This is a genomic window from Bacillus sp. PAMC28571 (genome assembly GCF_014250435.1).
GTDB classification, from domain to species: Bacteria; Bacillota; Bacilli; order Bacillales; family Bacillaceae; genus Bacillus; species Bacillus safensis.
The window spans coordinates 3,056,115-3,080,485 of the sequence record NZ_CP060191.1; the positions used below are offsets into that span (position 1 = coordinate 3,056,115).

The 24,371-nt window shown below is 40.3% G+C and carries 29 protein-coding genes; 15 read left to right on the top strand and 14 right to left on the bottom strand.

Annotated features, from left to right (window positions below; translation table 11 throughout):
* Window positions 1-12 precede the first annotated feature (12 nt).
* Window positions 13-408 carry a large conductance mechanosensitive channel protein MscL gene (gene mscL, locus H7F25_RS15475; RefSeq protein WP_041115532.1) on the bottom strand — a complete coding sequence of 132 codons (396 nt, stop codon included), beginning with the start codon at window positions 406-408 and terminating at the stop codon, window positions 13-15.
* 127 nt (window positions 409-535) lie between these two features.
* The gene (gene fabZ / locus H7F25_RS15480) at window positions 536-970 is read right to left on the bottom strand and encodes a 3-hydroxyacyl-ACP dehydratase FabZ (protein ID WP_012011512.1); all 435 of its coding nucleotides are present in this window, start codon (window positions 968-970) and stop codon (window positions 536-538) included.
* A 219-nt stretch (window positions 971-1,189) separates the two neighbouring features.
* Here fabZ and H7F25_RS15485 point away from each other — a divergent pair, with 219 nt between their 5' ends.
* Entirely contained in the window at window positions 1,190-2,245 is a 1,056-nt protein-coding gene (locus tag H7F25_RS15485; protein WP_125585887.1) for a tetratricopeptide repeat protein, read from the top strand.
* 14 nt (window positions 2,246-2,259) lie between these two features.
* Here H7F25_RS15485 and H7F25_RS15490 read toward each other — a convergent pair whose 3' ends face one another.
* From H7F25_RS15490 to spoIIID, 4 genes are all read right to left on the bottom strand, one after another.
* Window positions 2,260-3,078 carry a flagellar hook-basal body protein gene (locus H7F25_RS15490; RefSeq protein WP_024426319.1) on the bottom strand — a complete coding sequence of 273 codons (819 nt, stop codon included), beginning with the start codon at window positions 3,076-3,078 and terminating at the stop codon, window positions 2,260-2,262.
* A gap of 30 nt (window positions 3,079-3,108) precedes the next feature.
* On the bottom strand, window positions 3,109-3,948 hold the full coding sequence (locus tag H7F25_RS15495) for a flagellar hook-basal body protein (RefSeq protein ID WP_171464751.1): 840 nt from the start codon (window positions 3,946-3,948) through the stop codon (window positions 3,109-3,111).
* A gap of 124 nt (window positions 3,949-4,072) precedes the next feature.
* On the bottom strand, window positions 4,073-5,074 hold the full coding sequence (gene mbl / locus H7F25_RS15500) for a cell shape-determining protein Mbl (RefSeq protein ID WP_007497573.1): 1,002 nt from the start codon (window positions 5,072-5,074) through the stop codon (window positions 4,073-4,075).
* A 184-nt stretch (window positions 5,075-5,258) separates the two neighbouring features.
* Entirely contained in the window at window positions 5,259-5,537 is a 279-nt protein-coding gene (gene spoIIID, locus H7F25_RS15505) for a sporulation transcriptional regulator SpoIIID (protein ID WP_008343327.1), read from the bottom strand.
* A 347-nt stretch (window positions 5,538-5,884) separates the two neighbouring features.
* On the opposite strand from spoIIID, the gene H7F25_RS15510 reads away from it, so the two are divergent.
* The 3 genes from H7F25_RS15510 to H7F25_RS15520 all read left to right on the top strand — a co-directional run bounded on the left by H7F25_RS15510 (window position 5,885) and on the right by H7F25_RS15520 (window position 8,215).
* Entirely contained in the window at window positions 5,885-6,298 is a 414-nt protein-coding gene (locus tag H7F25_RS15510) for a MarR family winged helix-turn-helix transcriptional regulator (protein WP_024423697.1), read from the top strand.
* A gap of 15 nt (window positions 6,299-6,313) precedes the next feature.
* Window positions 6,314-7,501, top strand: coding sequence for an MFS transporter (locus H7F25_RS15515; RefSeq protein WP_185853901.1), 1,188 nt, complete (start codon window positions 6,314-6,316; stop codon window positions 7,499-7,501).
* A gap of 114 nt (window positions 7,502-7,615) precedes the next feature.
* A complete protein-coding gene (locus tag H7F25_RS15520; RefSeq protein WP_024423699.1) occupies window positions 7,616-8,215 on the top strand; it encodes an undecaprenyl-diphosphatase in 600 nt (199 codons plus the stop codon).
* A gap of 38 nt (window positions 8,216-8,253) precedes the next feature.
* Here H7F25_RS15520 and H7F25_RS15525 read toward each other — a convergent pair whose 3' ends face one another.
* Window positions 8,254-9,642 (bottom strand): MFS transporter, encoded by a 1,389-nt coding sequence (locus H7F25_RS15525; RefSeq protein WP_185853902.1) that lies wholly within the window; start codon window positions 9,640-9,642, stop codon window positions 8,254-8,256.
* Between the two features lie 199 nt (window positions 9,643-9,841).
* Between H7F25_RS15525 and H7F25_RS15530 the strand changes: the two genes are divergently transcribed.
* The 5 genes from H7F25_RS15530 to H7F25_RS15550 all read left to right on the top strand — a co-directional run bounded on the left by H7F25_RS15530 (window position 9,842) and on the right by H7F25_RS15550 (window position 13,924).
* On the top strand, window positions 9,842-10,687 hold the full coding sequence (locus H7F25_RS15530; RefSeq protein ID WP_243837421.1) for a transporter substrate-binding domain-containing protein: 846 nt from the start codon (window positions 9,842-9,844) through the stop codon (window positions 10,685-10,687).
* A 42-nt stretch (window positions 10,688-10,729) separates the two neighbouring features.
* On the top strand, window positions 10,730-11,407 hold the full coding sequence (locus H7F25_RS15535; protein ID WP_080652918.1) for an amino acid ABC transporter permease: 678 nt from the start codon (window positions 10,730-10,732) through the stop codon (window positions 11,405-11,407).
* Between the two features lie 10 nt (window positions 11,408-11,417).
* The gene (locus H7F25_RS15540) at window positions 11,418-12,158 is read left to right on the top strand and encodes an amino acid ABC transporter ATP-binding protein (RefSeq protein WP_034622553.1); all 741 of its coding nucleotides are present in this window, start codon (window positions 11,418-11,420) and stop codon (window positions 12,156-12,158) included.
* 192 nt (window positions 12,159-12,350) lie between these two features.
* Window positions 12,351-13,559 (top strand): ammonium transporter, encoded by a 1,209-nt coding sequence (locus tag H7F25_RS15545; protein ID WP_024426325.1) that lies wholly within the window; start codon window positions 12,351-12,353, stop codon window positions 13,557-13,559.
* Between the two features lie 17 nt (window positions 13,560-13,576).
* Window positions 13,577-13,924 (top strand): P-II family nitrogen regulator, encoded by a 348-nt coding sequence (locus H7F25_RS15550; RefSeq protein WP_024423704.1) that lies wholly within the window; start codon window positions 13,577-13,579, stop codon window positions 13,922-13,924.
* A gap of 84 nt (window positions 13,925-14,008) precedes the next feature.
* On the opposite strand, the gene H7F25_RS15555 is transcribed toward H7F25_RS15550, so the two are convergent.
* Window positions 14,009-14,905 (bottom strand): stage II sporulation protein SpoIIQ, encoded by an 897-nt coding sequence (locus H7F25_RS15555; protein WP_034281210.1) that lies wholly within the window; start codon window positions 14,903-14,905, stop codon window positions 14,009-14,011.
* A 116-nt stretch (window positions 14,906-15,021) separates the two neighbouring features.
* Here H7F25_RS15555 and H7F25_RS15560 point away from each other — a divergent pair, with 116 nt between their 5' ends.
* Window positions 15,022-15,531: a GNAT family N-acetyltransferase gene (locus H7F25_RS15560; RefSeq protein WP_029706351.1), complete on the top strand. Its 510-nt coding sequence runs from the start codon at window positions 15,022-15,024 to the stop codon at window positions 15,529-15,531.
* A 32-nt stretch (window positions 15,532-15,563) separates the two neighbouring features.
* Here H7F25_RS15560 and H7F25_RS15565 read toward each other — a convergent pair whose 3' ends face one another.
* Genes H7F25_RS15565 through H7F25_RS15575 form a run of 3 tightly spaced genes read right to left on the bottom strand, consistent with a single transcriptional unit; the run spans window position 15,564 to window position 18,449 of the window.
* A complete protein-coding gene (locus H7F25_RS15565; RefSeq protein WP_125585877.1) occupies window positions 15,564-16,094 on the bottom strand; it encodes a TlpA family protein disulfide reductase in 531 nt (176 codons plus the stop codon).
* Entirely contained in the window at window positions 16,091-16,648 is a 558-nt protein-coding gene (locus tag H7F25_RS15570; protein WP_044333378.1) for a MauE/DoxX family redox-associated membrane protein, read from the bottom strand. The genes H7F25_RS15565 and H7F25_RS15570 overlap by 4 nt, the downstream gene beginning before the upstream one ends.
* Window position 16,649: 1 nt before the next feature.
* Entirely contained in the window at window positions 16,650-18,449 is a 1,800-nt protein-coding gene (locus H7F25_RS15575) for an ABC transporter ATP-binding protein (RefSeq protein WP_135031387.1), read from the bottom strand.
* Window positions 18,450-18,547: 98 nt separating this feature from the next.
* On the opposite strand from H7F25_RS15575, the gene H7F25_RS15580 reads away from it, so the two are divergent.
* Window positions 18,548-19,054, top strand: a complete 507-nt coding sequence (locus H7F25_RS15580) for a hypothetical protein (protein WP_025093903.1) — start codon at window positions 18,548-18,550, stop codon at window positions 19,052-19,054.
* Window positions 19,055-19,099: 45 nt separating this feature from the next.
* Here the strand turns inward: H7F25_RS15580 and H7F25_RS15585 are convergent, their stop codons facing one another.
* The gene (locus tag H7F25_RS15585; protein ID WP_024423711.1) at window positions 19,100-19,495 is read right to left on the bottom strand and encodes a hypothetical protein; all 396 of its coding nucleotides are present in this window, start codon (window positions 19,493-19,495) and stop codon (window positions 19,100-19,102) included.
* Between the two features lie 524 nt (window positions 19,496-20,019).
* Between H7F25_RS15585 and H7F25_RS15590 the strand changes: the two genes are divergently transcribed.
* The 4 genes from H7F25_RS15590 to rpsN all read left to right on the top strand — a co-directional run bounded on the left by H7F25_RS15590 (window position 20,020) and on the right by rpsN (window position 22,302).
* A complete protein-coding gene (locus H7F25_RS15590) occupies window positions 20,020-20,442 on the top strand; it encodes a hypothetical protein (RefSeq protein WP_185853903.1) in 423 nt (140 codons plus the stop codon).
* A 144-nt stretch (window positions 20,443-20,586) separates the two neighbouring features.
* On the top strand, window positions 20,587-20,736 hold the full coding sequence (rpmG, locus tag H7F25_RS15595) for a 50S ribosomal protein L33 (protein ID WP_024423713.1): 150 nt from the start codon (window positions 20,587-20,589) through the stop codon (window positions 20,734-20,736).
* Between the two features lie 83 nt (window positions 20,737-20,819).
* Entirely contained in the window at window positions 20,820-22,016 is a 1,197-nt protein-coding gene (locus H7F25_RS15600; RefSeq protein WP_056765572.1) for a GTP-binding protein, read from the top strand.
* A gap of 16 nt (window positions 22,017-22,032) precedes the next feature.
* Complete coding sequence (gene rpsN, locus H7F25_RS15605) at window positions 22,033-22,302, top strand: 30S ribosomal protein S14 (RefSeq protein WP_024426333.1); 270 nt, start codon at window positions 22,033-22,035, stop codon at window positions 22,300-22,302.
* Between the two features lie 254 nt (window positions 22,303-22,556).
* Here rpsN and moaA read toward each other — a convergent pair whose 3' ends face one another.
* Both moaA and fdhD read right to left on the bottom strand, forming a co-directional pair.
* Window positions 22,557-23,564 carry a GTP 3',8-cyclase MoaA gene (gene moaA / locus H7F25_RS15610; protein ID WP_029707486.1) on the bottom strand — a complete coding sequence of 336 codons (1,008 nt, stop codon included), beginning with the start codon at window positions 23,562-23,564 and terminating at the stop codon, window positions 22,557-22,559.
* Between the two features lie 10 nt (window positions 23,565-23,574).
* Window positions 23,575-24,363 carry a formate dehydrogenase accessory sulfurtransferase FdhD gene (fdhD, locus tag H7F25_RS15615; RefSeq protein ID WP_024423717.1) on the bottom strand — a complete coding sequence of 263 codons (789 nt, stop codon included), beginning with the start codon at window positions 24,361-24,363 and terminating at the stop codon, window positions 23,575-23,577.
* Between the last annotated feature and the right edge of the window lie 8 nt (window positions 24,364-24,371).

A 24,371-nucleotide genomic window follows, 5' to 3' on the forward strand; every position in this document is an offset into this window, starting at 1 on the left:
GCCGCTCTTTTTCTATTGCAAATCTTTAGACTGGCTTTGATTTTTCAATAAATCTCTAATTTCAGTTAGCAGAACTTCCGTTTGATCCGGCGTTTCCACAACCTCTTCTTCCTCAACCTTTTTCCGTTTTAACTTATTCAAATAACGAATAAAGATAAAAATGGAAAACGAGATAATTAAGAAATCAACCACTGTCTGAATAAAGTTCCCATATAAAATTTGAGCCGCTCCGATTTTAATGGATAGACCGCTAAAATCATGCCCTCCAATAATAATACCGACAAGCGGCATGATTAAATCATTCACAAGAGAAGTGACAATTTTGCCAAATGCTCCCCCAATGATGACACCTACAGCCAAGTCAATGACATTACCCTTGACGGCAAACTCTCTAAATTCTTTCAGCATCCTTTATCACCTTCATCTTTTTTTGTCTAATATGACGTTTTTTTGTCAAAATTGCAAGTCCTTATCCGTTCTAACTGAACGTTTCTAAATAAAAAAGCGATTCATGCTTAATGAACCGCCAGGAAAATCATGATACTTTAGGACCGATAGAAAATGTCAGTTCTGCTTCACATGCAACTTCGCCATCTACTGTCGCTACTGCTTTTCCTTTTGCAACCGGCCCGCGGAGGCGCGTCACTTCAACCTCTAAACGAAGCTGGTCACCAGGCTTGACCTGTCTTTTGAAGCGGCATCCGTCAATCCCTGCAAACAAACCAATCTTTCCTTTGTTTTCTTCCTTGCCTAACATAATCACACCAAAAACCTGTGCGAGTGCTTCTACTATAAGCACACCAGGCATGACTGGGTAACCAGGGAAATGGCCGTTAAAAAATTCTTCATTCACTGTGACATTTTTAATTCCAACCGCTCTTTTTTCTCCCTCAACCTCTAGAATACGGTCGACCAATAAGAATGGATAACGGTGTGGAATAATGTCTTGAATTTGCTGAGCATCAAGCATATCTTGATCTCTCCTTCTTTTCTATATCGCTGATCTTCATTTGATTCCTATAGAAGTATATTATGAATGCTGGCATTTTTCAATATTCGCCTTATGCATATGGTAAAAAATAGAATCTACTATTACCAATTGTCATCAAATATAATCCACACTACACTCATTGTTTTTTCACAAATATGGTAATATATATTACAACATTGATTGAATAAGAGGGTAAAAATGAATTTTATGAGCGATAAATCCATAAAAAAACTTCTCCATTCCTGGTATACAATGCTAAAGCATCGACATTTTTCGAAGGCTGAAGAAATCAAAAAAACACTGCTAAAATATAAACGCAAATTATCAAAAAAACAGGAACTCTATTTCCATTATCAGCTGATGCTTTTCCGTCATCAGCTCTGGATGAATCAGACAGAAGACTTAGAAAAACTCAAACATGAACTGCTGCCCCACAAAGATGAAATGAACGAAGAACTGCAATATTATTTTTATTTCTTTCTCGGATTATATGAATCTTTAAAAAGTGATCAAAATGATGCGATTCATTATCTCGAAAAGGCAGAGGAACGACTGCCATTACTTAACGATGAGCTGGAGGAAGCAGAGTTCCATTTCCGTACAAGCGGTGTTTATTATAACAACCGTTACTCGTTGTTATCGATTCGTCATGTTCAAAAAGCCATGGATATTTTTGCAAAGCACGGAGATATCCATAGCATCTATCGGTGTAAAATTGTGCTCGCTCTTAACTATAGCGACCAAAAAAAATATAAGGAAGCAGAAGATATTTTCATTGAAATTATTGATTATGTGAAAAAGATTGATGATCAAGAGCTGCTCGGTATCGTTTATTATGATGCTGGCTTTATTCAGTCAAGACAAAACCATCATAAGGAAGCGCTAGAATACTTCAAAAAAGCACTTCGTCTTCCAGCATACCGAAAGTCAGCACACTCCTATGTATCGTGCCTATACGAAACTGTGCGTTCCTGTTTTAAAGAAAATTTAACCGATGAAGGGATGAAATATATTCAAAAAGGACTGAAAGAAGCCGTTGCTTCCCAGTTTGATATATTAAGAATGAAGTTTCAAATCTTATCTCTTCTCTACAGCCAAACGCCAAAGGCAGATGAGCAGATCGCCACACTCGTCACATGTCTTGAACGAAAAGAAGCCTGGATTGATCTTGAGGATCTGCTTGCTGATGTCTCAGATTTTTATAAAAAAAAGGGCGACTTTGAGCGAGCCGCCTTTTTTATCATGAGAGGCTGATACCAGCCTACTGATTATCGAATTGTATTAATTAATCCCAGCATTTGATCGCCCATCGTGATCGTTCTTGAGTTCATCTGATAGGAACGCTGTGTTGTCATGAGGTCTGTTAATTCTTTCGACATGTCCACATTTGACGTTTCCAGTGCACCTTGCTGGAGCTGAATCGCCTCTCGGTTTGCTCCATTTAGTGCTGTTAATGCACCTTGATAGGTTCCGTCGACTGAGAACAAATTATCTCCTTCAGAGGCAAGTGCTGAAGAATTATTGACTTGTACAACGCCTAGATTCACTTGCTGATTCGGTTGATTATCTCTTGAAATCGCCGTAAGCCGTCCATTTTTATCGATTGAAATATCACGGAAATTCGCATTTAAGACGATTGCATTTCCGTTTTCATCAAGAATCGGATAGCCTTCGCTCGTGACAAGCTGCACTTGGTTACGGTTATTGCCCGGCTGTAAGTAAAGTGAACCATCTCTTGTATAACGGATATTACCGCCGGCGTTGACCTGTAAATACTGCGACGGCGCTCCGAATGCAACATCAAGATCACGTCCTGTTTCTTTAATCGAGCCTTGCAGCGAGTTAATGGACGCATTGACCATTGTCCCCGTACCAAGCCTTAACCCAGCAGGTGTCAGACGACTGTTTGCCACCTGCTCATTTTTTTCATCTACCTGATTAAACTGCTGTCTGATCAGCTCTGAGAAACGGGTGTTTTTCGCACGGTATCCTGTTGTTTCACTGTTCGCGATGTTGTTGCTGATGATGTCAAGCTGCTTTTGCACTTCATTCATCGATACAGCTGCATTTATCATCGTTCTAAGCATAATTTTCCTCCTTTCTTTTTCATTTCTTGATTAGTACACTCTGCCAATTTCATTCACTGCTTTTTCTAAGCTTTTATCATACGCCTGAACCACTTTTTGGTTTGTTTCAAATGCTCGGTAAGCCGTTGTCATATCTGTATATGATTTCGTCACATCCACGTTCGACAGCTCCGATATGCCTTGGCTTAACGTATAGGACATTTGACCGTTATTGACTGCACTTGGCAGGGGCTGGTTATCAGCTGTACGGTATAAATCATTTCCTTCACGCGCTAGGTTTCTTGTATCCATCGCAACACGTACATCGATTTGACCAAGATTTTGGCCATTTTCAGACACAGTACCATCTGCATTCACTTTGAAGTTCTCACTCTGAACCGTAATCGGCTGACCCGTCACGGAAAGAAGAGCGCGTCCATTAATCGTCAGCTGCTTTTGTGCGTTCAATGTAATGGAGCTGCTTTTCGTATAACGAACGCCTTCTGGTGTGTTGACCGCATAAAATAGCGCTGATTTCTGATTGGTCTCCGGATTGATCGGCACATTATTTTCAACTAGTGCTACATCTGTTGTTTGATCTGTTGTTTTTAAAGTTCCCTGTGTAAATTGAGGGATTAATTCCTGCATATATGTCCCAGTATTGATTCCACCAATCGGCGATTGCAGTGGAACACTAAAACCTTTGCCTGAGGATGTTTGGAAACGTCCTGATTCCATTCGGCTCAGCAGCATTTCTGGAAATGCACGCATTGCCCCTTCATCCGCTTTATAGCCTGGGGTATTCGCATTTGCGATATTATTTGAAAGCATTTCTGTCCGCCGCTCTTGAGCGATCATGGCAGATGTTGCGGTGTATAGTCCTTTTAACACGTGCTCACCTCATTCAAATTCTTTCACATGACCTAAACACAATCTTCTATGAAATATATCGGCTGATTAGCAGGGTTCTTTAATAAAAATCCCCCATTCTTTCTAAAAAGAATGAGGGAAATCATTAGCTGAGTTTACGCTTTGGCAGCTTGTCCATATTATCAAGCATCACGCCAGTACCAACTGCTACACAGTCCATTGGATTTTCAGCAACGAAAACTGGTACTTTCAGCTCTTCTGCAAGCAATTGATCAAGCCCGTTTAGAAGAGCTCCGCCACCTGTAATGATGACGCCGCGATCGATAATATCAGCTGATAATTCAGGCGGTGTTCTCTCAAGAACTTGCTTCGCAGCCTGAACAATCGCAGATACAGATTCACGCAATGCTTCTTCTACTTCTTTGCTTGTGACGGTAATCGTTCTTGGTAATCCTGTCACCATGTCTCGTCCACGAATCGAAATCTCTTCGTGACGTGCGTCTGGGAATACCGTTGCAACTTGGATCTTAATATCCTCAGCCGTGCGCTCACCGATCAACAGCTTGTACTCTTTTTTAATGTAGTTTAGAATTTCCAGATCAAATTTGTCTCCAGCCATTTTAATAGAAGAGGCGGTTACAATGTCACCCATTGAGATGACAGCGATATCTGTCGTTCCGCCTCCAATATCTACGACCATGTTTCCACTTGGCTGAAAAATATCCATACCAGCACCAATCGCTGCTACTTTTGGCTCTTCTTCAAGAAATACATGCTTACCACCGCTTTTTTCAGCAGCTTCCTTGATCGCCTTCTGCTCAACAGATGTAATATTTGTCGGGCAGCAGATGAGCATACGCGGCTTAGAGAACAGCCCTTTCACATTTAATTTGTTAATAAAATGCTTGAGCATCGCTTCAGTTACTTCAAAATCAGCGATTACGCCGTCTTTTAATGGACGAATCGCAACAATATTCCCAGGCGTACGTCCAACCATACGTCTAGCCTCTTCTCCAACAGCCAAAACTTTCCCGCTGTTTTTATCAAGAGCTACCACAGATGGTTCATTTAACACAATTCCTTTTCCTTTGACATGAATCAGTACATTTGCAGTACCAAGATCAATTCCAATATCCCTAGCAAACATCTATATATATCCTCCTTGAAAATCTGTTTCCATAGCAAATACCACATTCTGCCCTAATTATATATTCTATCATAATTTGCAGAAAAAAAGATATTTCTTTACAAAAGTCTTTACAAAATTTGTGGTTAGAAACTACCGATATGAGGAAGATATATATATCATGTTTATGAACAAAGAACTAAGCTTACTGTTTCACAGGTTCGCCTTCTAAAATTTCTTCTTTTTTATACTTTAACTTGGTGGCTTCTCCTCCTCGCAAGTGGCGGATTGATTTATGATAATCCAGTATCTCCTTTACTTCATTAGCCAGATCTGGATTAATTTCTGGCAGCCTTTCTGTTAGATCCTTGTGTACAGTACTTTTAGAGACTCCAAATTCTTTCGCAATAACACGAACGGTTTTCTTTGTCTCCACGATATACTTTCCTATCTTGATTGTTCGCTCTTTGATGTAATCGTGCACACCACTCGACCTCCCTAAAATGGATGTGAGAAGTGTGAAATGAGATCCGTATGAAGATTATCCATTTTCAGCGGCGCTTGTTCGTCGTAATTTCTCATCCATTAGGTAGTAAATGCCAAACACGATCCCTCACCTCAAACACTCTCTTTGTCAGGTTTGTAACAGTGTATTAGCATTGAATAGGGAATATGCTAAAAATGAAGATGGGACAAGGGATTTATCAGAAAAGGCAAAACAAAAAATCATTTCGGGGCGCGAAAATTTCCACTTTACAAGAAAGGGTTCAGCACGTAAAATAGAAAAGGTGAATTTATTTACCTAGCTAAATATTTAAAAAAGGTGAGCATATGGATACGTTAAATAGAGAGTGTTTACATCAAATACATCAAGGCGCACGGCTGCTGTCTAAAAAGGCGAACGAAGCGCTTGCTGCTTATGACTTGTACATGTCCCAGTGGACTGTGCTTTTTTGTTTGGATACATTCGGCCCAAAAACCCAAAAAGACATCTGGACATATTTAAACGTCGAAGCACCGACCATCACCAGAACCGTCACCCGCTTAGAAGCAAACGGCTGGGTGAAACGTGTACAAGGCAAAGACAAACGTGAGAATCTGATCGTGATGACAGATGATGCAAAAGCCCGATTTGAAGAAATCAAACGCACGATGGAACAATTTGAAGAAGAATGTCTTTCAGATTTTACCTACGAAGAAAAACAACTCCTCCATACACTTTTACACAAATTATCTACTGAATAGGAAGTGACATACATCATGAACGAACGCATATGGACAAAAGATTTTATCATGATTGTCCTGGTGAATTTATTTACGTTCACCTCTTTTTATGCCCTTTTGACATTACTGCCCATTTACACAATGGATGAACTAAATGGAACAGAATCACAGGGCGGTCTCCTTGTGACGGTCTTCTTATTGTCTGCTATTGTGACAAGACCGTTTTCTGGCGCCATTATTGAGAAATTCGGCAAAAAACGGATGGCGATTTTCTCTTCTACAGCCTTTGCCTTACTCACTTATTTATACATTCCGATTGATCAATTCCAAACGCTTCTTGTGCTGCGTTTCGTACAAGGAATCTTTTTTAGTATTTTGACGACAGTCGCCAGTGCCATTGCGGCTGATATGATCCCGAAACATAAACGCGGGGAAGGACTCGGATACTTTGTGATGTCCATGAACCTCGCTGTTGTCATCGGTCCGTTTATCGCACTAAACCAAGTAGGAAAAATAGGATTTCATTCCTTATTTCTTCTCTTTTCCATTATCGTGACGATCGGAGCCGCTTTTACAATGCTGATTAGACAGCCAGAGCCTGAAAACGGCGGAAGCATCGTCTTCCGATTCACGTTTTCTCACCTGTTTGAAAAAGGCGCATTAAAAACAGCGGCCGTCGGTATTATTATTTCTTTCTGTTATTCGCCGATTATTTCATTTATTTCAGTATATGCCAATTCACTCCATTTGATGGGTGCAAGCAGTTATTTCTTCATTGTGTTTGCGGCTGCAATGCTTGGATCACGTCCATTTACAGGCAGACTTTTTGACCGAGTTGGAGCTCACGTTGTGATCTATCCTTCGATTGCCCTTTTTGCTATTGGTTTATGGATGCTGACAGCGACACATTCAGCTGCAATGCTTCTTCTATCAGGCGCTGTGATTGGACTTGGCTATGGTTCGCTCGTGCCATGTTTACAAACACTTGCGATTCAGCACTCACCAGCTCACCGTACGGGGTATGCGACGGCTACTTTCTTTACTCTGTATGATACAGGTATTGCTGCTGGCTCATTTGTCTTTGGACTCCTTGTCAGTTTCACAGACTTTTCAAATGTGTACCTCATTGCAGGCATTGTTGTCTTGCTGAGTATGGGCGTCTTTTATTGGAGCGAACGAAAACCCCAGGAAGCAAATGCACAAAAGGTCTCCCTTTCAGAATAAAAGGATACTATTTTAAACTTCGCCGGAAACATGCTAAAATATAGGATATTTCATATAGAGCATACAGGCTTTTTTGAAAAATAGTTGGCATTAAGCGAAAGTATAGGTGATGTTTTGAATTACGAATTGTTTAAAGTCATACACGGGATGGCTCACCATTCTGAGTTTTTAGATCAGGCCATGATCTTTATTACGAAAAAGGCCATTCTTGTGTACGCCCTTGTCTTATTGATTTGCTGGTTTTTAGGGAATCACAAATTTAAAAAGCATGTCTTCTTTTCCGGTGTAACAGGCATTGCAGCACTTATCGTCAACTTTGCCATTACATTGTTTCATTATGAAGAGCGGCCGTTTGTGGCGCATAAAGTCGACACACTCATCCCGCATTCAGCAGACGCTTCCTTCCCAAGTGACCATACAACAGGTGCATTGGCTCTTTCACTAGCCATTCGATCCCGTAATAAAAAGCTCGGCAACATATTGCTCGTCTTTGGATTACTTACAGGATTCTCCCGCATCTGGGTCGGTCATCATTATCCATTTGATGTTTTAGGCAGCTTGGTCGTATCGATTGTGGTTGTCTTTATCATGAATAAATTATGGAAGTTCTTTGACTCTCCTATTGATCGTATCGTGACATTTTACGAGACAATTGTAGGGAAAATTTTCAGAAGGAAGACAAAGGATCAGGGTTCAGACCTGTCCAACTCTTAAGCGGCCTTGCGATAACGTGATGAAGATTCTTCTCTCACTTATCGCGCCGCTTTTTTTATTGGCGGTCTCCCTCTAACCATACTTGAAAAATAAAGACTGACGCCAATGCCAATAAGAGAAATGATGATCAACGTCCAGCCTAATTGCGCAAAATGAGCACCAGCAATTTCTTCCCCAAACAGCATACCAAGCACAGCAGACGACAGAATAGAACCAAGGTAGCGGCATGTTTGAAAAAGTCCAGAGGACGTGCCAATCATTTGCTGAGGACTTGCCTTGAGCATCGCAGCTTGAAGCGCAACATTCCCTATCCCATAACTGAGCCCAAGCAGCGCCAGAACCAATCCTTTTCCCCATAATGGCGCAGGAATAAAAAAGAAAGTCATGGCAGACGCTCCAGCCAGCATCAATACAGCACTCGCTAAAACTGGATGGCGTTCATCCCCGCGATCCACCCACTTTCCTGTCAGCGGCGACACAATAATGCTCACCCCTGACATACACAGCATAAAAAGACCCGTCATCTCCACACGCCAGCCTAACTCATCCTGAAAATAACTCGGCAAACCAAAAAAGAGACAATAGAAAAAGATATTTAAAATGATAAATTGCACATACACAAGTGACAGCCGCTGCTCTTCTCTGAACATCCGTATTTGAATAAACGGTTCATCTACCTGATACTCCCACCAGATAAAAGCGCCTGCACTCAGGAGACAAAGAATGCCTTGAACATATTGAATGCCATCACCCAGTGATAATAAAAATGAAAGGAGGAGAACAATGCAGACGGTAAAAAGAAGCATCCCTGGCAAATCGAGTGTTCGCACAGTTTCGCCTATGCGCAGCTTTCTCTTTTTCTGCTCCTTCGGAAACAACAATAAACCGAGAAAGAAACTGATCAAAATAAACGGCAGATTCACTAAAAAGATAGCCGGCCAGCCGCCAATGGTCATCAGAAATCCGCCAAGCGTCGGTCCAAGCGCCGTCATCGCTGAAGCAAAAATGGATAATACCGCTAACGCCGAAGCCTGTCTTTCTTGAATATGATCCCGAATGAGTCCGACCCCAGAAGGATAAATGGCACTGCTTCCAATCGCCTGTAACAAACGGATCACAATCAGCACCGCAAACGTTGGGACAAACGGCGCGCAAATGGCTGAGACTGCGACAAGAACGAGACCGAATAAAAATAAGGTTCTCCGGCTCATCACATGATCCCCAATCCGGCCGCTCACTGGCTGTGTTACTGCACTGGCTAAATAAAAAGAAGAAATAAGCCAAGATACGGTCGTAAACGACAAACCGAATTCATGCTGAATTTGATGCAAGGCCAAAGAAATCATTGATGAATTCAGCGGATTCAACATCGTTCCAAAGGCAATAGCGGTTAAAAAAACTTTTCGATTGTCTCTCCACTTGTTCATACACTGACCTCCTTTTTGCAACCCTTTCGTTATTATGAGATTCATTTCCCTTTTTTACCCTAATCAATTCAAGTTCTCTCTTAGAAAAGCAAGACATACATTCTAAAAAGGACGGTTGTTGGAATAACACATATAAAATTGAGAATATGAGGAACAAATGGTAAGATGCTACACATATTGAAAAGCCTACTTTCTCCTTATATGGAGAACGGCTGAAAAGGAGGAGAAGCTTATTATTAAAAAAAGACGGTTTTGGGTCCCAGCCCTTTTCTCGGTTGCAGTATTACTTCTGTCTTCGTGTGGTTCAAATGAAACAAATGGGAACGGAGATAAACGTAATTCTACAGCGAAAGGGTCGCCAATTTTGGAGGATGGAAAATTTATTTTTGCAGCATCAGGTGAATTTCATCCGTTTAGTTACATGGATGGAAATCAGATGTCCGGCTTTGATATCGACGTAGGCAATGCGATTAGTGACAAACTAGGTCTCGAACCTATACAGAAAAAATATAAATTCGCAGGCATCGTCGAAGGCGTGAAAGCAGGTAAATTTGATGCGGCGGTTGCAAGTCATACCATCAATGAGGAACGAAAAAAACACGTCCTTTTTTCTAAGCCCTATTACTACTCTGGTCCGCAAATTTTCACAAGACCCGGATCAGACATTCAGCATGCTGATGACTTAAAAGACAAAGAAATTGCTGTATCCAAAGGATCGTCCTACGCTGATATTGCTAAGGAACATAGCGGGCAAGAACCAAAATATTATGATAGTGATGTCGTCGCCTTAGAAGCACTGGCCAAAGGAAAACACGATGCAGTCGTAACAGATTTCGCCACAGGTGCAGAAGCGATGAAGAAAAAATTGAACATCACAGCGCAGGAAAGACTCGGACAAAGTGAGCAGGCAATTGCTGTATCAAAAGAAAATGAACAGCTCATAAAAGAGATCAACGATGCGATTGACGCACTAAAAAAAGACGGAACATTAAAACAAATTAGCGAAAAGTACTTTGATGAAGACATCACGGTCAAACAAGATTAAAACCACGATTGTGCGCCTTTTTTATAGGCGCACTTTCTTCAAATGGAGATGATTGTTTTGCCTACCCTATCACACTTTTTTCAGACACTGATTGATTCTAGAGGTATTTTCTTAGAAGGAATGCTGATCACCTTACAGCTGACGGTGATCAGCATCTTCATCGGTATGTTCATCGGGCTTTTCTTTGCTTTATTGAAAATATCCCGCATAGCCGTTTTCGGTTATATCGCCAATGCGTATATCTTTCTTGTACGCGGAACACCACTGATTGTTCAAATTTTCATCCTATACTTCGGCCTCACAGAATTGAATATACCCGACTTCTGGGCTGCTTCCATTGCGCTCGCCTTTCATAATGGGGCCTATATAGCGGAAATATTTAGAGGTGCCATCCAATCCATCGATCAGGGGCAAAAAGAGGCAGGACGATCTCTTGGGATGGGTCGTTTTTTAACAATGAGACGCATCATTCTCCCTCAAGCGATGCGGCGCGCCCTCCCCCCTCTTGGCAACCAGTTCATTATCGGCTTAAAAGATTCATCACTCGCCGCCTTTATCAGTGTCAATGAACTATTTAACGTCGCCACCACGCAAGGCTCCAACAGTTTTGATAATATGACGTATTTACTTGTTGTCGCCGTCTATTACTTAGTTCTTGTCCTGCTGTTAACATTCGCTGTCCAAACCTTTGAGAAGAAACTATCAGCCAGTGACCAATAGGAGGAGAAGCATGACAGAATCAAAGGAAATCATTCGTGTTGAAAAACTCAATAAATATTTTGGAGAGCTTCATGTTTTAAAAGATATCGATCTCACTGTTTATGAAAATGATGTGGTCGTCTTAATTGGCGCAAGCGGTTCTGGAAAAAGCACCCTGCTCCGCTGTATGAACTTTTTAGAAATAAAAAATGATGGAGATATTATCATTGATGGCAGCCCTGTTCATCCAAAGCGCGATCAATTAAACGAAATGAGACAAAAAATAGGGATGGTGTTTCAGCATTTTAATCTTTTCCCGCACAAAACTGTGCTTGAAAATATCATCGAAGCGCCTGTTATGGTGAAAAAAACAAAGAAAGCGCAAGCCATCGCTGAAGCCAGCGCCTTGCTAGAAAAAGTCGGACTTGCGGATAAAGCCAACGTATATCCTTCTAAACTATCAGGCGGCCAAAAACAGCGTGTAGCCATAGCCAGATCTCTCGCCATGAAGCCTGATGTCATGTTATTTGACGAACCTACGTCTGCCCTTGATCCAGAGCTTGTAGGCGAAGTGCTGCAAACGATGAAAAGCCTCGCAAAAGAAGGCATGACCATGGTCATTGTCACACATGAAATGGGCTTTGCGAAAGAAGTTGCCGATCGTGTCGTCTACATGCACGAAGGCCGCATCGTCGAAGAAGGCGTCCCTTCGGAATTGTTTGATTCTCCTAGGGAGGAACGTACAAAACTGTTTCTCAGCTCCATTTTATAGGTCAAACGCCCTTCATTTTTAGTGCTTAACTTACGTTTTTGCTCATTTTTTACGAACTTTTCATCCATTTATATTGAACTTAACCAAAAAACCATGTCAGATAAACTTACATGTATATGTTATATATGACTTTTCTCTCTATAATGAAGAATTAAGAAAACAATAATTCTGAATGATTCGGGGGAATGCAGCATGCAAATGGGTGATACAGTATTTATGTTCTTCTGCGCACTACTCGTGTGGTTAATGACACCGGGTTTAGCTTTATTCTACGGAGGACTCGTGAGGAGCAAAAACGTGTTAAGCACAACCATGCACAGCTTAACGTCACTAGCGATCGTTTCAATCGTATGGATCGTATTCGGTTATTCCTTAGCTTTTGCACCAGGCAATGCATGGATCGGAGGATTAGACTGGGTGGGCCTGAAAGGCGTAGGTTTTGAGCCTGGTTCCTATAGTGAGACCATTCCACATTCATTGTTCATGATGTTTCAAATGACTTTTGCCGTCTTAACAACAGCCATCATCTCAGGAGCCTTTGCTGAACGGATCCGCTACTCAGCAGTCGTTGTATTTACACTCCTTTGGGTCACATTTGTATATGCTCCAGTCGCACACTGGGTATGGGGCGGCGGTTGGATTGGCGAGATGGGTGCTCTTGACTTCGCAGGCGGAAACGTGGTTCACATCTCATCCGGTGTTGCGGGTCTTGTCGTGGCGATTGTGCTCGGGAAGCGTAAAGAAGCAGCAAGCTCTTCTCCGCATAACTTGATCTACACCCTTCTTGGTGGAGCTGTCATCTGGTTTGGCTGGTTTGGTTTTAACGTGGGTAGTGCTCTTACATTAGACAGCGTGGCCATGTTTGCCTTTATTAACACCAATACAGCTGCTGCTGCAGGAATCATCGGCTGGCTGTTAGTAGAGTGGATGATCAACAAAAAACCAACCATGCTCGGCGCGATCTCTGGAGCCATCGCAGGTCTTGTCGCCATTACACCTGCCGCAGGCTTTGTTACACCGTTTGCTTCTATTATAATAGGAATCATTGGCGGGATCGTCTGTTTCTGGGGAGTCTTTTCACTCAAAGCCAAATTTGGCTATGATGACGCACTAGATGCATTTGGCCTTCACGGAATTGGCGGTACTTGGGGAGGAATTGCAACAGGACTATTCGCCACAACTTCTGTCAATGACGGCGGAGCCAATGGCTTATTTTACGGAGATCCTAGCTTACTTTGGAAGCAAGTGGTCGCGATTGTTGCTACGTACGCTTTTGTTGCCGTTGTGACATACGTGATCATCAAAGTGGTCAATGTCTTCTTCAAAATTCGTGCAACCGAAGAAGAAGAATCAGTGGGTCTTGATTTAACCATGCACGGTGAAAAAGCTTATCAAGATTAAAGAAAAGGGGTGTCTCTATGAGCAAAATGTATAAAGTGGAGATTGTCACACGTCCAGCTAATTTTGAAACATTAAAGGTGGAGCTTGGAAAGATTGGTGTCACCTCGATTACCTTTTCAAATGTACACGGCTGCGGCTTACAAAAGGGACATACAGAGCTATACCGCGGCGTCAAAAAGGAAAGCAACGTGTACGAACGATTAAAGATCGAAATCGTCCTAAGCAAAGTACCTGTCGAACAGGTCGTAGAAACAGCTCAAAAGGTACTTCGTACAGGCGAACCAGGGGATGGGAAAATTTTTATATATGAGGTAGCGAATACAATCAACATCCGGACAGGTGAAGAAGGACCTGCCGCCCTATAGTGTATCCTCCGCCGAGTGGCGGGGGATCTTTTTAAGCAGAAAAAACCTCTGCATATTCATATACACAGAGGACCTTGTAAGACATTAAGATTGTTTTGTTTCTTCTGACTGACTGCTGTCTTTAGAGGAATCAGAAGACTTTTCTTGATCAGAGGATTTACCCTTCTCATCAGACTTTTCTTCAGATTTTTCTCCAGCTGGCTCTTTGGCTTTATCTTCAGCAGCAGGTTCTTTCGTTTTTTCCTCAGTCTTTGGCTGAGCAGGTTCTTTTGCTTGTTCCGTCACTTCTTGCGCTGCTTTTTCAATTGTAGAAACAGGCTTGTCAATGAAGCTAAGCGGATTAAGCGCTAAACCTTCCATACGAATTTCAAAATGCACATGGTTGCCGCTTTCAGCACCATATAGATTTTTACCAGAAGCACCAATGACATCATTCTGCTTGACTTCATCGCCTTCTTTGACACTCACTTGTGACAACGATTGATAAACAGTCGATAATCCATCTTCATGTTCAATTTCAACAACGTGACCAAGAACTGGATCTTTTTTCGCTTGAACCACTGTTCCACTAAGAGCAGCTGTGACATCAAACACTTTGCCATCTTTATCTGCAAGATCAATACCTTTGCTCAAGGTATAGGTGTTATTATAGTTTACAAGTGCTGCTTCTTTTTCTTTTTGGTCAGCATCTGCTTCATAGAACTTTTTCACGACAGAAACATTATCAGAATTCTGGACCGGCATTGCGACATTTTCAATTGGCTTTCCAACTTCAACGGCATCATCGCGCTGTTCTTGCCCTGTTTGATTTCCATCAGATAGTTGGTCTTTCACATCTTTTGATACAGCTTGATACCAAAGAACGGCTGTTAACACGACCGCTGCGCTGACCAAGTAAATAGCAGGGAATACCCAGCGCTTACGGAAAAATTGCTGAACTTTTGTGATTTTGGAAGTACGTTTCTTTTCTTCCTCTCTCATTTTTCATCACCTCAGCAACATTCTGAACACTTTTCAAAAAATATATACACACGAAATCATTTTTCTTTTTATTTTGCGCAATCGCATCAATAATATGTATGATAAATGAAAAAAAGATGGGAGACTTAATTGTGAAAACTTTCAACCGTATAGCAACAGAAGATGACCTCAAAGCGATCGTTGATATCTACAATTCAACCATTGCTTCAAGAGAAGTGACCGCAGATACAGAACCAGTTTCTGTCGAGGACCGCCGGCAATGGTTTTTGAATCATTCCGAGAAAAGACCTCTCTATGTGAAAACAGATGAGGATGGAAATATCTACGGCTGGCTCAGCTTTGAAACCTTTTACGGAAGACCTGCATACAACGGGACCGTTGAAATGAGTATCTATTTAAACCAAGACTATCGAGGAAAAGGCTTAGGATCACTTTTCTTGCAAGAAGCCATTGATTTAGCACCATCATTAGGCATTCGAACGTTACTTGCCTTTATTTTCGGGCACAACGAAGCTAGCATTCGACTATTTAAAAAGCACGGCTTTGAGACATGGGGCCACCTGCCACGCATCGCAGAAATGGACGGCAGCAGATACGATTTAGATATCCTAGGAAAAGAATTATAAAACGAGCGTCTCCCTGAAAAAGAGACGCTTTTTTATGACGCATGTAACAGCTGTTCAAACTGTTTCGCATTTTGAAGAGATTTTCTTTGCAGAATGATACCATGTTCATCAATGAGAATCGCTTGTGGAACAACCGTTACCCCGTATAGCTCCATGATTTGTGAAGAACGAGTATACACAGCCTGGGACGGCAGCAATTCAAGGATCTGCGTATCATCCGCCTGTTCATCCCCATTAATAAAAATGAATTGAGTATCATCAACAGCGATTTGCTGCTGCAAGTCTGCTAAAATGCTTTTGCACGTCATACAAGTAGAGTTCACAAATAACAGCATCACAGCACTCCCGCTTTGAACATATTCCTTCAAAATGACCTTCTCGCCTAAATGGGAATAGCTTCGAAATAACGGTGCAGGATCCCCCACATCCGCTTCCTTTAATTCAATTCCATCAAGGGTTTTGATCTTATTCATAAATTTTCCGATAAAACGAGCGAGCAAAAATATCACAGCCAGCTGAGCAATGACAATGAATAACACAATAATCAATAGAATATCTGTCATTTCACATCGTCTCCTTCTATAAATAATTCAAATTGATTGATCCATTTTCTTTTAAACATTAAGACTTCTTGACCCACCGCTATTATGAAAGAGACAGCCACGGCAATGAGAAAACAAATGATGTTATATTGCCATGGAATGGTTTCTGCATAGGGATGCACATAAAACAATCCGATCACAAGAGCCAGCATCGACACATTGCGAATCACAATTCCCCAGTGAAGGCGTTCATTATCAAGCAGTCCACCACAGCCGCAAGAAATATCACGATGTCCTCTCAATAAATTGAAGGTCACCGCTCCAGTATAAATACTTAAAAGTGCTGTAAGACCAATCGCAGGTACAAGAGTCATATGCCATACGAATAAAAAAACAGTACAAACCAATTCTGCAGTTAAAAACAAATAAAACATGGGTCCCGTGAAAGAAGAAGGCAGCAGCCGATAAGCATTCATCTGCTGCATATGTGCCGTCTGTTTTTTTACTTTATCAAGCCAAGCACCAGCAAAAATGATACCTAATAAATAGACACCTATGTAATAAAAGACACTCACCTTACGCCATCTCCTTTTGTTGAAATAATTGAGATTGTGCCTCGTAAAGCCTTTTGTACTCTCCGTTTAACACCATCAGTTCATCATGGTTCCCCTCTTCAACGAAAGCACCATCTTTCATTACGATTATACGGTCTGCTAAACGGGCTGCTCCCATTCGATGTGTGATAAACAAGACACCCTGATCCTGCGTGTGATCGAATAGCTTTCGAATAAGTGAAATTTCCGATAGTGGATCAAGAGCAGAAGTTGGTTCATCTAAAATGATAAAATCACTCTCTCTAAAGAAGGTTCTAGCCATCGCGAGCTTTTGCCATTGCCCGCCAGACAGTTCATGGCCTTCTTCAAAAAATCGGCCAAGCTGCGCATCATACATTTCTTCCATTTGATGAATTCTTTTCTCTATGCCTGCTTGCCGGGCAGCTGAGATCATCCGCTCTCCCTCGTCCATATGATCAATACGGCCAAACCCGATGTTTTCTTTCACAGTGAACTCGTACTTCATAAAATCTTGAAAAAGAACAGCCATTCTCGCATGATATGACTTTTTATGAATAGTAGAAATGGACTCACCGTTGACTTTTTGCATGTTCGACTGATCTGGATCATATAAACCGGTCAAACATTTGATCAAGGTGGTTTTACCTGATCCGTTATCCCCCACCAATGCAATACGTTCACCTTTATTGATATGAAAATGTATATGCTCAATGGCAGGTGTTTTCATATTCGGATAAGTAAAAGAGAGATTTTCAAGTGTAATGGACTGAATACACTCGATTTTTCGAAGCGATGCTCCTTCTTCTGTCTGCTCATGAATTTCTTCTTCTCTCTTTTGAAAAGCTCTCATTTCATCAACATAAAGACTTGTTTCATATAAACTAGAACATTCTCTTGTTAAGTCTTGAAAACCACTTTGGATGTTTTGCACCGCTTGCAGCACAGCGACAAATGTCCCGGCAGCTAATTTTTTTTGAAAAATAAGAAAAACAATAAAAAGGCCGCAGCATACATAGGCAAATGTCATAAGCAATCCGCCCGCCATCTCCCAGCGGACTTGCCGCTTAAGCAGTTTATATTTTTCATCTGCACTTTTTACATAATGATCTTTCCATTTCTGAAGAAGATAATTCCCGATTCCATATAAACGGATTTCCTTCAATGAATCCCGTTGTGCGACAAGATCGGACACATACATTTCTCTTCTGTCATTGGCTGTTAACATACGGTTTAATTGATAACGCGCTCCTCCAAAGAAAAGCTCAATCCACAAGACAGGCAGGGTAAACACGATCAGAATGACCGCCAAGCCCCAATGGATACCGATCATATAGATAAGAAGTGATACAACAGTAATCAATGCGCTCATGATGGTAAAGATACTTCTAACCATGCTCAGAACATGCTGATGACTGTTCATCACACGTTGACTTTCATTGTAAAAAGACGGGTGTTCAAATGTAATAAACGGCAGCCTGATCGCCTTTTGAAGCAATTCACCCTTCAAATGCAGACCAATCAAATTTGTCGCTTTCTGCTGGCTAAGCTGAAGAATGAATTGAAGCCCATATCCTAAAACCACAATGACCATTTGCAGCCCAAATAACCACAAAACCTTTTGAATGTCTCCTGAAGACGTCATGAATAAAATAATTTCATTAATCAAAGTTTGAATAATCCAGACACTAGCCAAAGGCATAAAACCAACGATCACTTGGATCAACAAGGTTAAAAGAAGATAAGATCGGCTTCTTTTCCAAGTATAGGAAATTGCATATAAACAATGGTTCACTGTACTCATCAAACGCTCCACCTTACACCATTTAGTATAATTGACATATTTTTGATATTTATATTATGATAGCTTTGCGTAACTTTACTCTGAGAGGACGATATACGATGAATTCAATCCTACTTTTACAGCTCACTCTTATTCTTTGCAGCCTATTATTAACGATCGGAGTCATCATCTATTTAAAACAACAAATGGAACTGATCATCTTACCGATACAGCATGTTGGACAAAAACTTGTGCATCCGCTGCTTGAAAAACCATCACCTATTCCAGTGAATGATTTACTGCAAACCAACAACAAGCAGCAGCTACTTATTTTCACTGATACATCATGTCCGCATTGCATCCCATCACTTGAACAATTCCTAGAAACGAAAAAGCAGCGTAAATTGGACGTTTCATTTAGTATTTTGCTAAAGAATGGGCAAAAAGAGGATCAAGAATTATATCGTGATAATAAAACCAACATGCGAATTATCCCTGTGGACGAGCAAATGATAGACGCATTCCAAATTGAAGAATTTCCTTATTACATTATGGTAGAAGATGAAATCATCTCATACGCAGCACCTTTTCCGGATGGTCTTTATTCAAGGATATCTGCAAAATAAAGATAAATGAGGCATGTGAAGACTATCAAACACATGCCTCATTTTTTATTGTGGATCTGACTGAACATCTTGATCTTTTTCTCCTGCAGCAGCTTCACTCGCTTCACCTGAAGCCTGTTCCTCAGCTTGTTCAAACTCACTCCGAGCCTCATTTGAAATGTCTACTTGGTCACCATGCTCATTCACAGTAACAGACGAAGAAGACGTCTCTTTTTGAGCCTCTTTCTCTAGTTCCTTTAATTTAGAAACATGAAGTTCTAAATCTTTTCCTTGCTGAACTAGAGTAAGTTGTTGAAATAATGCCTTTCTCTCTTCTGGAGAATGGTCACCTTGAACAATTTGAGCCGCTTGGGTTAAAAAAGAATTTGATGTTTGACCCGCTTGACGTCTATTTGACGTCTGCATAGCATTTGTTAAGAATGAAATTGAAGATATGCTCATGCGTTCACATCCTATTAAATATGATCCTTAGATTAGCAGCCACATCTAACGCGTTCTTGACTAGTACAAATCTCACCTGTGTCACGATCCACGTAGTAACGGAAAGTTCCAACACCTTGAAGGAAACAAGTCGGTGCTGATTTACATGAAGTGACTAATTTTTGCAAAATACATCTTGCAGCTGCCGGTTGAACATTGGTCATCTTGTTTAAGAAACGATCTAACATATGAATTCCACCTTCCAATTTTTATGGTAACACAACACAATAATAACCAATTACTAGAAAACTAACAACATATTTTGATAAATTTACTAATTATTTTTTACTACCAATCTTATTTATGACATAATTTGTTGATAATTTTTATAGTAAATGTTACTTTTTTCTTATTTGAAAATAATTTATTTATCTGTAAATGATGAAGTGAAGATAGAAACATTTTAATTAAACAACATTCACTCTTCCTAAAGCACTACTTACTCAAGTATGATAAAGAGTGAATACATAAAGGAGTGAACACCATTGCAACAAACTGAGAAAATCATTCAATCTCTTCATTCAATCGTAAAGTGGGGAAAGGTTGGTAGCATCTTTCTCTATATTTCAGGCGGTCTGGCTATTCTTATTGGTTTTTGGCTTGTTCTTCCTGCAGCCCTTGGCGTCTTCCTCATTATGATGGGAATTCATGTACAAAAATCTGTAAAAGCAGCTGAACACTTGATTCAGGCTCCAGTTACTTCTTACGAAGAATTATTAGAACAGTACGCTAAGATGATGAAAATGCAAACACTGTTTGCCATTTCAAGTATTGCCGCAGTTATTCTTTCATTCATTGCTATCGTTTTGATACTTATACTAGGCGGGTTAGCCTTCCTCCAAGAAATTCCTTATGATGTCCAGCAGTATGAAGGTGATTACGAACAAGAACTCGGTGACTTTTATTAATGGAGAGGGGTATCAATAGTCATTCGATACCCCTTTTGTTTTTATCATTTGACTTGGATCATTCTCCTATGCTTGACATTCAGTCTTGATCATTTTAAAATACAAATCGTAACTATTACGAATTAAAGGAGGATCCTATTACTTATGCGCGTGAATATTACGTTGGCCTGTACTGAAACAGGTGACAGAAACTACATCACAACAAAAAATAAAAGAACGAATCCTGACCGATTGGAGTTAAAAAAATATTCTCCTCGATTAAAGAAATATACCCTTCATAGAGAAACAAAATAAATTTTTTAGATTACAAATCGTAATGATTACTTTTTAAGTGAGGCGGAAAACAAAATGATCGTTTTCAAAAAGGACAAAAACAAATGAATAAGCGTATACCTGTTACAGTATTAAGCGGCTTTTTAGGAGCAGGAAAAACAACGATATTAAATCATGTTCTTCAAAATCGCAAAGGATTAAAAGTGGCTGTGATCGTCAATGACATGAGCGAAATTAATATTGATGCAGAACTAGTCAAACAAGGCGGCGAGCTTTCTCGTTCAGATGAGAAACTCGTTGAATTATCTAACGGCTGTATTTGCTGCACTTTGAGAGAAGACTTGTTAATCGAAGTAGAACGCCTTTGTAAAGCGGGTAATATTGATTATATTGTCATTGAATCAACCGGAATTAGTGAACCAATTCCCGTCGCTCAAACGTTTTCTTATATTGATGAAGAAATGGGTATAGATTTGACCCGCTTTTGCCGTCTAGATACGATGGTCACAGTAGTAGATGCAAATCGTTTCTGGACTGATTTCCAGTCAGGAGAGAGTTTATTAGATCGTAAAGAAGCGGTTTCCGATGACGACGAGCGAGAAATTTCCGATTTACTCATTGATCAAATTGAATTTTGTGACGTGCTTATTATCAATAAATGTGATCTAGTATCTCCCTCTGAATTAGATCGACTTGAGCATGTGCTGAACAAACTACAACCAGAAGCATCCATCATCAAAACCTCAAAAGGTATAGTACAGCCAGATGACATTTTGAATACTGGTTTATTCGACTTTGAAAAATCAAGTGCCTCTGCTGGGTGGATCAAAGAAATCAACGCAGGACATGGTCAGCATACACCGGAAACAGAGGAATACCAAATTTCATCTTTTGTTTACGAAAGAAGACTCCCTTTTCATACCGGCAGACTGAATGCTTGGTTAGATCAAATGCCTGAGCAGATCGTTCGTGCGAAAGGTTTTACTTGGCTTGCCACACATCATGATTTAACCATTTTAATTTCACAAGCTGGGAAATCTGTTGCGATTGAACCAATTGCATACTGGATTGCTGCTTTGCCTGAACAAGAAAAAGCACGGTTATTAAATCAGGAACCAGAGCTTCTAGATGAGTGGGACGCAGAGTTTGGTGATCGCCATACAAAACTTGTGTTTATCGGTGTAGATTTGCCTAAAGCAGAAATCATTCGTACTCTTGATCAATGCTTGCTCACACCTGAGGAATTTGATCAAGATTGGACTACATTTGAGGACCCCTTTCAATGGAAAATACAAAATTAGGCCAGGAGGGTTTTAATTGGCAAAGAAATCTAAGATTGCTAAAGAAAAAAAACGACAGCACCTTGTATTGAAATATGCAGAATTAAGGAAAGAGTTAAAAGAAAAAGGTGACTATGAAGCTTTACGAAAATTACCTAGAGACTCTTCCCCTACCCGCTTAAAAAACCGCTGTGAATTAACGGGCCGTCCCAGAGGTTATTTACGAAAATTCAAAATGTCTAGGATTGCTTTTCGTGAGCTTGCCTATAAGGGTCATATCCCTGGAGTGAAAAAATCGAGCTGGTAAAGAATGATTTGATCTTATCACAGCACTCGTAAAAGTAAAGCCGCACACAATGAGGGAAAATCTATTTTCCAATCTTATCTCAATCTTTTTGAGGTGCAAAATAGCAATTTAAAAACCAGCAGAAATTCTGCTGGTTTTTTATAGTGACTGAGTTCATAAGATAAAAAGACCTGTTTTCAAAAAAGGATTTTCAACCACGATTATGACATTTTCTCTTCTTTTCAAAAATACATGATCATGATACTTTATTGTCATTACCCACCGATGTATGACATCTCAACCTTTTTCTGATCTTTTTTCTGCTCTCTCTCGGCTGAATATTGGTCATGTCTATTCGACCATAATTCCTTTAACCTGTTCGTTAATTCTTCATTATCTTTTGTCGTACGAATCATCTGTTTCAGATCAAAACCCGATGATGCAAACAGACATGTAAATAATTCCCCCCGTGCAGACAGCCTTGCTCTGTTACATGTTCCACAAAAAGCATCTGAAACGGAAGAAATAATGCCTATCTCTCCTGAACCATCTTTGTAAAAAAATCGTTTGGCTACTTCACCTGTATATTGAGGAGGTTCTGGTTTGATAGGATATGTTGAATCAATTAATTCAATTATTTCTTTCTTTGTCATGACATGTTCTAGATTCCATTTATTCGTATTACCGACATCCATAAATTCAATAAATCTGAGAACGTGTCCTTCTTTTTTGAAGTAAGCTGCCATTGGTAAGACATCCTGATCATTCACACCTTTTTGAACAACCATATTAATCTTGATAGCAAGTCCAGCCTTTTTTGCAGCCTCAATACCATCAAACACTTTTTGGATAGAAATATGCCTTCCGTTCATTTGCTTAAAACGGTCGGGATTTAATGAATCTAAACTAATGGTGACTCTATTAAGACCAGCTCTCTTCAACTGATCAGCATATAAAGGTAAAAGCGTTCCATTGGTTGTCATCGCAATGTCTTCAATCCCTGGAATGTTTGCGAGCTTTTCTATTAAGACAGGCAGATCCTTCCGCATTAAAGGTTCTCCGCCCGTGATGCGTATTTTTACCACACCTAGGTTCTTTACAAAAAGGGTAGCAAGTCGTTCTATTTCTTCGAAACTAAGCAGTTCTTCTTTTTTCAAGAAAGGATAATCCGGTCCAAAAATTTCAGCAGGCATACAGTACGTACATCTAAAGTTACAACGATCAGTTACTGATATTCTTAAATCGCGCAATGGTCGATGTCTTTTATCTAAAATACTGACCATACTTTGCCTCCTATTCTGTAATACGCTGAGGATGCGTGTAAATGTTAAAGGATTTCCCTCTGACGAATCCAACTGTCGTAATATTTAATTCTTCTGCCATTTTAAGCGCCAGCTCAGTAGGTGCTGATTTTGAAATGACGATAGACACTCCTAGTTTTGCTGCCTTCAATAGAACTTCTGACGATATCCGGCCGCTGAAAACAAGGATTTTATCTCTAAGTGGAATTCGCTGAAGTAAACAATATCCATAAATTTTATCTAAAGCATTATGTCTTCCTATATCAGTTCTAGTGATGAATAGCTTCTCTGTGTCACACAGACCAGCATTATGCACTCCACCAGTATGTTGAAATAATTGGCTTTCTTCTTGCAAACACTTCATGAGATGCATACAGGTATCAGCAGAAATACTGATTCGATCAATGGCCGTTTTTGCCGTCTTCACATCTTGAAGGAAATAAAAGTGTCTTCCTTTCCCGCAGCATGAACCAATCACTCGTTTTGTAAAATCTGATGAATCAAATCCACTTGAGTGAACTAAATCAACATAGGCAAAACCCATACTTTCATCTATTGTAAACCTTTTAATCTCATTTTCAAATCGAATGACCCCTTCTGAAGCCAAAAAGCCGATAACCAATTCTTTCAGGTGCTCTGGGGAACAAACAAGTGTCACAAATTCTTCTCCATTCACCATCACAGTTAAAGGATATTCTTCTACAATTTCATCAGTTTTGCAGGTAAACTGGCCTTCACGGTATTGGTGTATGACCCGTTTCTTTTTAACAGATGAATTCATTGTATGAT